Source organism: Streptomyces flaveolus, from assembly GCF_000716535.1.
Taxonomy (GTDB): domain Bacteria; phylum Actinomycetota; class Actinomycetes; order Streptomycetales; family Streptomycetaceae; genus Streptomyces; species Streptomyces flaveolus_A.
Genome location: NZ_JNWV01000002.1, coordinates 227,927 through 237,949 on the forward strand (window position 1 = coordinate 227,927; position 10,023 = coordinate 237,949).

Annotated in this window: 6 protein-coding genes; 3 read left to right on the top strand and 3 right to left on the bottom strand. The window is 73.5% G+C overall.

Annotated elements, in window-relative coordinates; all coding sequences use genetic code 11:
* Positions 1 to 34 precede the first annotated feature (34 nt).
* Both OO52_RS02410 and OO52_RS02415 read right to left on the bottom strand, forming a co-directional pair.
* Positions 35 to 253 (bottom strand): hypothetical protein, encoded by a 219-nt coding sequence (locus tag OO52_RS02410; RefSeq protein ID WP_014676668.1) that lies wholly within the window; start codon positions 251 to 253, stop codon positions 35 to 37.
* A gap of 659 nt (positions 254 to 912) precedes the next feature.
* Complete coding sequence (locus tag OO52_RS02415; protein ID WP_030639490.1) at positions 913 to 1,326, bottom strand: PaaI family thioesterase; 414 nt, start codon at positions 1,324 to 1,326, stop codon at positions 913 to 915.
* 204 nt (positions 1,327 to 1,530) lie between these two features.
* Here OO52_RS02415 and OO52_RS02420 point away from each other — a divergent pair, with 204 nt between their 5' ends.
* Positions 1,531 to 2,946, top strand: a complete 1,416-nt coding sequence (locus OO52_RS02420; protein ID WP_030639488.1) for a S1 family peptidase — start codon at positions 1,531 to 1,533, stop codon at positions 2,944 to 2,946.
* A 524-nt stretch (positions 2,947 to 3,470) separates the two neighbouring features.
* Here the strand turns inward: OO52_RS02420 and OO52_RS02425 are convergent.
* The gene (locus OO52_RS02425) at positions 3,471 to 5,612 is read right to left on the bottom strand and encodes a SpoIIE family protein phosphatase (RefSeq protein WP_030639486.1); all 2,142 of its coding nucleotides are present in this window, start codon (positions 5,610 to 5,612) and stop codon (positions 3,471 to 3,473) included.
* A gap of 1,310 nt (positions 5,613 to 6,922) precedes the next feature.
* On the opposite strand from OO52_RS02425, the gene OO52_RS02430 reads away from it, so the two are divergent.
* Together OO52_RS02430 and OO52_RS02435 are read left to right on the top strand one after the other, a co-directional pair.
* On the top strand, positions 6,923 to 8,131 hold the full coding sequence (locus OO52_RS02430; RefSeq protein WP_030639484.1) for a cytochrome P450: 1,209 nt from the start codon (positions 6,923 to 6,925) through the stop codon (positions 8,129 to 8,131).
* A 102-nt stretch (positions 8,132 to 8,233) separates the two neighbouring features.
* Positions 8,234 to 9,586 carry a serine hydrolase domain-containing protein gene (locus tag OO52_RS02435; RefSeq protein ID WP_030639482.1) on the top strand — a complete coding sequence of 451 codons (1,353 nt, stop codon included), beginning with the start codon at positions 8,234 to 8,236 and terminating at the stop codon, positions 9,584 to 9,586.
* Positions 9,587 to 10,023: the final 437 nt, after the last annotated feature.

Here is a 10,023-nt window from a genome sequence, read left to right on the forward strand (position 1 = left end):
CGGCTCCGGGACGTCGGTCACACCGAGGGTGCGATCAGAGACCGGCGACCAGGCCGTTGACCGGGGCGACGTTCAGGCCGGAGACGCCCTCGACGGTGCCGACGACCGTGTTGACCAGGCCGGTCACGCCCGGGGCCACCGCGTTGACGGTGCCCAGGGTGCTGTTGAGGGTGTTCACGGACAGACCGCCGGAGACGTTGTCCAGCTCGGCGTCCGAGATCTCGACGGTCTCAACCTGGGGGGTGGAGTTCATGGTGGAACTTCCCTTCATATGGATATCTCACAAGGGGGGAGCGGCCCCCTCTGGGGACAGACGGACGGCCGCGGCCGCGGGCGCCGGGCCTCCGTCTCCGGAGGTCCGCCGGACCCCGCGGTGCGATGGATCAAAGCACGCACGCGGGGCGCGCTTCCAATCAACCAGGGCTCTCACCTGGGCACTTGGCGCGTGAGGGGGTGCAACGGTGCAGGTCTGCGCACGGCATGTCGGCGACTCCTTCACATGCCGCGCGGCATCGTCGCGCCGGGTGCCTTGCCCCTCGGATCGCGAATCCGGCACTCCTCGCCAAAGGCGTGGCAGGGGGCGTGCGAATGTGCAGATCTCCGGGCGGCCGTGTCGCGCCTGGGTATTCGATGTGCAGATTCCCTGAAGGGTGGATTCCGCTTCGTGTCGACGACTGAACGTTACTGATCGGTGGCTGAGCGTGTCAGCGCGGAATCGTGTCAGCCGGCATCGCGTCAGCCGAGGATCGGGCCAGTCGGCAAGCGTCAGTCGAGGCTCGGGCCGGCCGACATGTCGTCAGTCCGGAACCAGCGTCGGTCGAGAACCAGCGTCGGTCGAGAACCGGTGTCGGGTCGAGAACCGGGCCGGTCGAGAACCGGGCCGGTCGAGAACCGGGCCGGTCGAGAACCGCGTCAGCCCAGAATCGCGTAGACCGTGCTCGCCCGGGCCGCGAGCGCACCCGAGGCGGCGTCGCTCAACGTGACGTCCGCGAACGCCATCCGGCGGCCCAACTTCGTGAGCACCGCCTCGATCAGGACATCCGCGCCGGTCACCGCCCGCTGGAACGAGGTCGACTGCTGCACCGTCGTCATCGGCACGAACCCGCCCCGGGCCGCCGAGACCGCGATCACCGTCGCCGTGTCGGCCGCCGCCATCAGCGCCTGCCCCGAGAGCCCGCCACCCTCCCGGGCCAGCCGGTCCGACCAGGGCAGACGCAGCACCGCCCGGTCCTCGCCCACCGTTTCGACGGTCAAGCCCAGATCCAGCACCCAGGGGGCGAAGTTGGCGGAGAGGATCTTGTCGGCTTCGGCGGTGGTCATCGTCATGAGGGGGATTGTTCCCGGCGACCCGCCGCGACACGCGGAGCATGGCCGATTCGCCGCGCCGGTACGGCCGTACGGAACCGGAATTGAACACACCACACGGCCGGTGCGTACGTACGGCCATCCAGGCGCCCCGGTACGAACCCGATACGCACTGCCCGTGAGCGGCAGACCCCGTGGAGGTCGAGAAGTTTGAGTCACAAGCGAATGCCCAAGCGCAAGGCCGCGATAGCGGTGGGCGGTGTCGCGGCGCTCGGGGCGGCGGCCCTCCTGCTGCCCAACGCCAACGCCTCCCAGGACCAGGACAGCGCGACCGCGGGCGGCACGGCGGACGCGAAGACCCTGAAGGCCACGGACGCCTCGGATCTCGCCGGCCGGCTCCAGAAGATCCTCGGAGACGCCTTCGCCGGGTCCTACTACGACAGCGGCAGGCAACAGCTCGTCGTCAACGTGGTCAGCGGCGACGACAACGTCGTCGTGCAGGCGAAGAAGGCCGGTGCGGTGGTCCGCCAGGTCGAGAACAGCACCGCCGAACTCAAGGCCGCCGCCCAGACGCTGAAGGTCAAGGCGACCATCCCCGGTACCTCGTGGGCCGTCGACCCGCGCACCGACAAGGTCCTGGTCACCGCCGACTCCACCGTGACCGGCGCCGACTGGAACCGGCTGCAGTCGGCCGTGCGCGGCCTCGGGTCCGGCATGGCGACCCTGAAGAAGTCCTCCGGCACCTTCAAGACCTTCGTCTCCGGCGGCGACGCCATCTTCTCCCAGGTGCAGGGCGGCAACGTCCGCTGCTCGCTCGGCTTCAACGTCACCGCCTCCGACGGCAGCCCCGCCTTCCTGACGGCCGGTCACTGCGGGGTCGCCGCCAAGGAGTGGTCCGACTCCGCGACGGGCCAGCCGATCGCCACCGTCGACCAGGCCACCTTCCCCGGCGAGGGCGACTTCTCCCTCGTCAAGTACAACGACCCGAACACCCAGGCGCCCAGCGAGGTCGACACCGGCAACGGCCAGACCGTCCAGATCAACCAGGCCGCCGACGCCACCGTCGGCGAGACCGTCTTCCGGATGGGCTCCACCACGGGGCTGCACGACGGCCAGGTCACCGGCCTCGACGCCACCGTCAACTTCCAGAGCGAGACCGACCCGAACGGCGTCGACACCGTCACCGGCCTCATTCAGACGAACGTCTGCGCCGAGCCGGGCGACAGCGGCGGTTCCCTGTTCACCCAGGACGGCAGCGCACTCGGCCTCACCTCCGGCGGCAGCGGCGACTGCACCACCGGCGGCGAGACCTTCTTCCAGCCGGTCACCACCGCCCTCCAGGCCACGGGCGCGACGCTCGGCGTCGGCGGCGCGGGCGACCAGTCCGGTGCGGGTGCGGGTGCCGGTGACGAGGCCGGTGCGGGTGCCGGTGCCGGTGACGAGGCCGGTGCCGGTGCCGGTGCTGGTGACCAGGCGGGCGCGGGTGACCAGGCGGGTGCCGGTGACCAAACGGGTGCCGGTGAGCAGGCCGGTGCGGGTGACCAGGCCGGGGCCGGCGGTGACCAGATCGGGGGCAGCGCCGATCCCTCCGGTGCCGGCGCGCCGGACGACGGGTCGTCGTCCCTCACCGGCTCCCACTGACCGGCAGGCACTGAGCGGCCCGGCGCCCGGTGAGGGGCCCGGCTCCGACCGACCGGCCCGGCTGGTGCCAAGCGGTCGGCTCGCGTCGACCGGCCCGGCTGGTGCAAGGGGGCGCTAAGCGGATCGGCTCGCACTGACCGGTCCAGCTTGTGCCGGGTGAACCGGCTCGCGCTAAGTGGACCGGCTCAAGCCGGGCGGCCCGGCTGGTGCCGAGCGGATCGGCTCGCACTGACCGGACCAGCTCGCGCCAAGTGGCCCGGCTCGCGCCAAGTGGCCCGGCTCGCGCCAAGTGGCCCGGCTCGCGCCAAGTGGCCCGGCTGGTGCAAGGGGACGGCTCGCGTAAGCGAATCGCCTCGCACTGACCGGACCGGCTCGCGCCAAGTGGACCGGCCCGCGCCGAGCGGACCCGCTAGCGCGGAGCCGGCCCGCACTTCCCACAGGGCTCCCCGACCGGCCTCCCCCTCGGTCCCGGCCGGCGGGGAGTGGTCCGGCCCTCCGGCGGGAGGGTCGGATCCGGCCGCGTGTCAGCCGCAGTCGCGTGCCCGCAGCAGCAGCACCGCCACGTCGTCCACCCGCTCCCGCGCCCTCGCGCTGTGCTGGACCACCTCGTCCGCCAGGCTCTCCAGCGGCTGGTCGCCGACCTCCGCGAGCAGTCCGCCGAGGTCGACCAGCGCGTCCTCGATGTCGATGCCCGGGGACTCCACCAGGCCGTCGGTGTACAGGACGAGCACCGAGCCGGGGGCCAGGGACACCTCGGTCGTCGGATACCTGGCCGAGGAGTCGATCCCGAGGAGCGGGCCCCCGGCCAGGTCCAGCACCCGCACCCGCCCGTCCGGCCGGCGCAGCAGCGGCGGCGGATGTCCCGCCCGGGCCATGACGGCCCGCCCGCGCGCCGGATCCAGCCGCAGATACAGACAACTGGCGAACAGCTCGGCACCGAGATCGATCAGCAGCCGGTTGGTGCTGCTCATCACCTCGTGCGGTGCCTGCCCCACCGTGGTGTACGCGCGGACCCCGGTGCGGATCTGTCCCATCAGACCGGCCGCGGTCACGTTGTGCCCCTGGACGTCCCCGATCACCGCCGCCGCCAGCGGCCGGGTCGGTACCAGGTCGTAGAAGTCGCCGCCGATCTCCATGCCGTGGGTGGCGGGCAGATAGCGGGCCGCCGCCTCGATGCCGGGCGGGGGCGCCAGCGAGTGCGGCAGCAGCGCCTGTTGCAGGCCGTGCGCCAGGCGGTGCTTGGCGTCGTAGAGCACGGCCCGCTCCAGGGCCTGCGCGATCAGCCCGCCGAGCGAGGCGAGCACCGCGCGCTCGTCGGCGGCGAAGACGTGCGGCTCCGTGTAGGCCAGCACACAGGTGCCGACCGGCCGCCCGGACGCGATCAGCGGCAGGTACGCCCAGGCCGCGAAGCCGTCCGGGGTGTGGTGCCGGCTCGGATACAGCCGTTCCAGCTGCTCCTGGGAGTCGAAGAAGGCGGGCACCCCGCTGTTCAGGACGTGCGTGCCCGGGGTCCGCTCGGACAGCGGCAGCCCGTCGAACCGCTCCACGACGCGCGGGTCCGGATAGCCCCGGTGTCCCAGCACGTGCAGCCGCCCGCCCTGCGCCCGCAGCAGCGCCAGCGCCTGGCTGCCGACGGCCGGGACCACCTCGTCCCACACCAGTTCCACCACGTCCCGCACCCCGACCGCCTCGGTCAGCGCGCCCGCCAGGCTCAGCAACTGGGAGATCGTCACGAGCCGGGACGGGCCCGGACCCGACTGCGGGGTTGCGCCCGCCATCTCCGCCACCGCCCGGGCCCGGGTGACGCGCACGCTCAGTCCGGTCGTGCTGGGATACATCCGGAACGACAGCCACTCGCCCGGCGGGCGCAGCGCCACGAACGACGTCACCTGCTGGCTCATCAGCGCCGCCCGGTAACGGTCCTCGTACATCGGGTCGTTCAGCCAGGGCACCGACACCCAGGGCACCGTGCCCAGCAACTCCCCGGCGGGCCGGCCGAGCAGCTCGGCGGCGGCCGCGTTCACGAAGCCGATACGGCCGTGCAGGTCCAGCGACATCAGTCCGTACGGCAGCCGGGACACCATCCGCGCCGCCTCGACCGAGCCCAGCGTCTCGGCCACGAACGACACCGGCGCGGCGAGCACGTCCGGCTCGTGCCCGAGCGGGCGGTCCTCCCGCGCGGCCCGCTCCAGCCGCAGCGCCAGTCGCGCGCAGGCCGCCGTCAGATGCTCGCGCTCCCGGTCCGACAGCTCCGGCGGACGGGTGCCCGGCCAGGTCACGAACACCGCGCCGTACACCGTGTGCTCCGTCGCCACGGGCGCGGCGGCCAGTGCGAACGGGTACGGCAGTACCACCGAGATCCTGGGATAGTGGTGGGCCATCTCCGCCTCGCCGCCCACCCACACGAGCCGCCTCTCGCGCGCCGCGTCCGCGACCGGGATCGGCGCGCTCAGCCCGACCCGCTCCCACGGCGCCGCGAAGGCCCGGGGCATGCCCGCCATGACCGCCATCTCCAGGACCGGCTCGTCGGGCCTGAGCAGATACACCGCGCCGGAGTGCGCCTGCACCTCCTCCAGCAGGGTGGCCAGCGCCAGCGACAGCACCGGCTGTACGGCCGGCGCCGCGCCGGCCGCCGGCGCCCGTCCTGGCTCCGGCCCGTCGGACACGCCGACCACCTCCTCGTACGGCCGCGCGTCGCATCCCGGCCACAAGACTCCCTCGCGGCGGCGCCCCGCGCACGGCGAACGCCCCGCAGGCTCCGTTCGCGCCCGCGCGTGCCGGATGGCTCCGAATACCCCGCCCGGCCGTCTCCATGCGCCGGCGCGGGAGGGGAGGGTCGGCTGCGGAGGAGAACGCCGACCTCCAGGGCTGGGCCGCCGTACCGGGCGGCGCCCGGCGGTGGGCGAGAAGCACAGGTGGTGTACGGCCTCCTCGTGTGCGCCCCCGCCGCGCCCGGATGGCCGATTCCACGCGCATCGGCCGCGGTTCTCGGCCCCGCGCGGCGCCGAAGCGGTCGAGTGCGGGGCGGGGTGGGCGTGACCGCCGGGCGTGTCGGTGATGGGCCGCTGGGGCGCGCCGGGCGTGTCGTCACCGTTCCCGGTGGCGCGTCCGGCGTCTTCCCTGGCCGAATCAACACCCCTGATCAGGGGCAGTCCGGCCATCGGGTCGAACAGCGGGGCGGCGGACCGGCCCGCGGCGGACGCGGCGCGGGCGACCTGCCGCTCGGCGTCCGCCGACAGGTTTTTCCCCGCGTGCTCGGTTTGCGGGGCAGACACCGGGGCACACGCGGGGGCGACGATCCGGCTCGTGCGCGCGCGGGCCCGGCGAGTGGCCGGGTTGTGACGCAAAAGCACCGGCACAGTACTCTCCGTTCAACTTCAGGGGGTTGCTTGCGGGTGACTCGCCGTGAAGACTGTGGCCGAGTTCCATCGAAACGAAGGTGTCTCGGGGTACGCATCATGCCAATCGTGGGGCGGCACGCTCTGCGACTGCGTATTCTCACACCTCACGAGACGGGAGGGCCCCGCGTGAGCCTTGCGCGGGAGCCATCGCCGAGGGGGATGGTTATGTCGGGTTGGCGCGCCGCACCGCCGGGCTCGCTACGGGACCGTGGCCGGCCGCGCCGCGGCCACGTCCTTCGTCGCATGTGTTGAGACCCCGCCGCCCGGGCGGGGGCCGCGCCGCACGGGTGAGACCTCACCGCATGCGATGAGGCTTCACCGCACGGGCTGAACCCCGGGGCGGAGACCTCCACGCATCCGCGGAGGGTCTCCGGCCCACCCGGACACCAGTCCTACGGCGGCCGACGTCGCCGCGCCCGAGGAGGACACGGGGGTCACGCGCTCTTCCCGTCCGGATGTCCCGGCAGCGGGGGCGCAGCCGTGCCCGGAACCCGCCCGGGCTCCCGGCCGGCTCCGGTCCACGGCCTTCCCGCGCACGACTCCTCCATGCCCGCACGCGCCAGCAAGGAGACAAGGTGATCAGCAAGCAACCGACGGGCGAACGGCTCCTCCTGGAGGAGTTACCCGACCGCTGGCGTGGCTTACGCGAGGCCGGGCCGGTCCGGCACGACGAGACACAGGGCGTCTGGCAGGTCCTGGACCACGAGACCGTCGCCACCGTGCTCGCCGACCCGGCGACGTACTCCTCCGACATGTCCTCCCTCGCGCCCACCCAGTCCGACTTCGAGACCTTCCGGCAGGGCAACTTCGTCGGCATGGACCCGCCGGAGCACCGCAAGCTCCGCACCCTGGTGAGCCAGGCGTTCACGCCCCGGGTGGTCCAGGGGCTCGGTCCTCGCATCGAGGCCGTCTGCGCCCGGCTGCTGGACGCCGTCGCCGACCGCGACCGGTTCGACCTGGTCGACGCAGTGGCCTATCCGCTGCCGATCATCGTGATCGCCGAACTGCTCGGCATCCCGGCGGAGGAACACCGTCTCTTCCAGGAGTGGGCGAGCGTGCTGTTCGGCGGCGACCAGCTCGGCGAGGCGCCCGACATGGCCGACCTGGAACGGGCACTGGAGGCCATCGCGCCCACGGTGCGCGAGATGAACGGCTACATGCTCGACCACATCCGCGCCCGCCGCGCCGACCCCGGTGACGACCTCACCAGCAGACTCATCGCCGCCGAGGTGGACGGCGTCCGCCTCGCCGACCAGGAGATGGTCGGCTTCGTGGCCCTGCTGCTGGTCGCCGGGCACATCACCACCACCGCGCTGCTGGGCAACGCCGTCGTCACCTTCGACCGGCACCCCGGCACGAACGCCGCGCTGCGCGCCGACCCCGCACGGATCCCGGCCGCCGTCGAGGAGGTGCTGCGCTGGCTGCCCCCGTTCCCGGAGCTGGGCCGGCGGGTCACCCGGCCGGTGGTCCTCGGTGGCCATGACATTCCGGCGGACACCCTGCTCATGGCACATCTGGGGGTCGCCAACCGGGATCCCGCGCGCTTCGAGGCGCCCGACGTCTTCGACGTGACCCGGCACCCCAACCCGCATCTGACCTTCGGGCACGGCATCCACTTCTGTTTCGGCGCGCCCCTGGCCCGGCTGGAGGCGCGGATCGCCCTGCGGATGTTGCATGAACGATTCCGCATGCTGGTGATCCCCTCCTACGAGGACATCGCCTACCAGAATCCGGCCGTGATCATCGGCGTACGACGGCTGCCCGTCGAGGTCCGCAGACCGTAGCCCGAGCGCGCGCAGCGCACCGGCCGGCCCCCGACACCGCTCAGACCCGGGCCGGACCGGCACACCCGCACATGAGACCCACCCAACGGGAGTCCCCTTCTCATGCCGTACACCATCCCCACCGCTCCGGCCGCCTCCCGGGCGCCGTCCCTGTTACGCCGGGAGATACAGGACCGTCTCGACGCCCTCGCCCGGACCCACCGGGTGCCCGGCGCCCAACTGGCCCTGGACACCGGCACGGACGTCATCGCCGTGCACACCGGTACGGCCGACGTCACGACCGGCAGTCCCTTCACCGAGGACACCGCGGTCCCGCTGGGATCGCTCACCAAGCCCTACACCGCCGCGCTGGTCATGCTCCTGGCCGACGACGGCGACCTGGACCTGGACGAACCCGTCGCCGCACACCTCCCCGAGCTGAGCGGAGTCCCCCAGGTGACGATCGGTCACCTGCTCAGCCACACCGGCGGGTTGCCCACCGGCCCGGACTCGGACACCGCGGCCACGACCACCGCCGTCCGCTACCTCGCCGCCGTGTGCACCGCCCGCGACGCGCTGTTCCCGCCGGGGACCGACTTCTCCTACTCCAACGCCGGTTACGTCGCCGCCGGACGGCTGGTGGAGACGGTCACCGGCATGTCGTGGCACGAGGCGGTCGGGGCGCTGCTCCTCGAACCCCTGGGTGTCACGCCCGCGTTCACCGGCGACCCTGCGCCCGGTCGTCCCGTGGCCGCAGGACACGCCGTCAACTCCGCGACCGGGCAGGCCCGTCCGGCCCGGCAGAACCTGGCAGAGCTGGAGGCGCCGGCCGGGGCGCTCCTCGCGAGCGCCCGGGACCTCGCCGCGTTCGGCAACGCGCTGATCGGCCGCGCGGACCTGCTGCCGCCCGCCGTCGCCAAGCAGATGCGCCGCCCCGAGACCGCCGCCCGGCCGGGCACACTGGCCGACGGCTGGGGCCCCGGGCTCGCCCTCTACGAGCGGGACGACCGCGTGTGGTGCGGGCACGACGGCAACGCCCAGGGCACGTCCTGCCATCTGCGGGCCGACCCGGAGAGCGGGGTGGTGGTCGCCTTCACGGGCAACGCCGGCGGTGCGACCGCGCTCTGGCGCGACCTCGCCGAGGAACTGGACCGGCTGACCGGCATACGGGTGCCCGCCGCCGTGCCGGCCGTGGACCGGGGGCGCCCCGTCGCCCTGCCCGAGTGCCTGGGCACCTACCGCAACGGCGCCACGACCTATCGCATCGCTCCCGCACCGGACGGCTCGCCGGCCCTGTCGGTAGACGGCGACCTGCCCCTGCCGCTGGTCTGCTACGCCGACCTCTCGTGCGACCTGCGCGATCCGGACACCGGGCGCCTCGAACCCGGGGGCCGCTTCCACCGCGATCCGGCCACCGGGAGCATCGACCGGGTCCAGATCTCCGGCCGCACGGCCCGCCGCACCGACCCCGACTGAACACGGGTGCCCGCGCGTCCGGGCCCGTGGCGCCGATTCCGCGGGACACCGCTCGTGCCTTGGCGGACTCGGCCCTCGGGCCGTGGTTCGGCGGTGCCGGTCCGGCGACTGCTCCGGTGCCCGGCCCGGGCTCGTCTCCCCACGGCTCGGGTGGCCCCGGGGACGATCCTGTCCGGGCCCCTCGGGCCTGGCGCCGGTCTTGCTTCCGGTCGGTACCGCTGGTGGCGGGGTGCTCCCGGCCCCGGCGGCCACGGTCACCGGCCGGGTCGTCCCCGCATCGGCCAGGTCACCTCGCCGTCGCCTGCCCGGACCGGTGGCCGTCACCGGGCACGTGGCCCTTCCGCTCGCCGGTCGCCCCGGTGCCGGGCACCCGGTCGGCCCCCGCATGCCGCACCGCACCTTCCGCGCACACCCGGCGCGCCGCATCGTCCCGCTCT